Source organism: Oleiphilus sp. HI0080, assembly GCF_001635135.1.
The window spans coordinates 1-1051 of record NZ_LWFU01000968.1 but is presented as its reverse complement, the minus strand read 5'-3'; the positions used below and the strand labels follow the sequence as shown (position 1 = coordinate 1051).

General features: G+C 41.8%; 2 protein-coding genes. Both read left to right on the top strand.

Annotation, left to right across the window (positions count from 1 at the left end; translation table 11 throughout):
• Positions 1 to 471, top strand: a 471-nt coding sequence (gene dnaN, locus A3751_RS18635) for a DNA polymerase III subunit beta (RefSeq protein ID WP_068458530.1), incomplete at its 5' end; no start/stop codon positions are given.
• A gap of 19 nt (positions 472 to 490) precedes the next feature.
• A partial coding sequence (locus tag A3751_RS18630) for an AarF/UbiB family protein (RefSeq protein ID WP_197466498.1) occupies positions 491 to 1051 on the top strand: 561 nt, incomplete at its 3' end.

The window sequence follows — 1051 nt, the reverse complement described above, 5'->3', positions numbered from 1 at the left end:
GATGATGAAGTCGCTATTTTGATTGGCGATAATCATATTCAGTCTGAAATAGGTAACTATCGTTTTACTTCTAAGCTTATTGATGGAAAGTTTCCTGAGTATGAGCGAGTAATTCCGCAGGGCGGTGACAAAGTTATCGTAGCAGAACGTGAATCACTTAAAGCGATGTTTACACGTGCAAGTATTTTGTCTCATGAAAATATCCGTGGTATTCAGTTGCAATTGTCACCCGGCCAAGTCCAAGTGTTTGCAAATAACCCGGAACATGAGCAGGCCGAAGATAGCTTAGATATTATTTATGACGGACAAGAGCTACAAATAGCGTTTAACGTGGGCTATCTAATTGACGTGCTTAGCACAATCAAAACAGATAGCGTTAAGATGACATTATCTAACGCAAGTTCGTCGGCCTTGATTGAGTCTGGTGATGAAGACGGATGTTTGTACGTCGTCATGCCAATGCGTCTTTAACGCGGATGAGGAAGAATAAATGGGATTAGTACTTAATTCATTGAAAGGAGCCTTGCGCCTTACTCAAACAGCTCGTGTACTTAGTACAAACGGAGCGAAATGGGTTTTGGGCGACCGCCCGGCTAATCCTGTTTTGTTGAGACGAGTGTTTGAAGAACTTGGTGCAACTTATATAAAGCTTGGACAGTTTGTCGCTAGTTCGCCGACGTTTTTCCCAAAGGATTATGTCGATGAATTTCAACACTGCCTTGATCAAACATCGCCCTTTCCATTTTCTGTCGTAGAGAGAATCATTCGATCTGAGTTGGGTTGTGATCCTAAAGAGGTATATAGCTTTATTGATCCCACGCCCTTAGCTTCAGCGTCAATAGCGCAAGTTCATTCAGCAAGACTAATTAGTGGCGAAGACGTTGTTATAAAGGTACAGAAACCAGGCGTTGAGAATGTTCTATTAACGGATTTGAATTTTCTTTACGCAATGGCTCGTTTGCTGGAAAAAGTAGCACCCAAGATTTCATGGACGTCTATTTCTGGCGTTGTCGATGAAATTCAAAAGACAATGATGGAAGAATGCGATTTC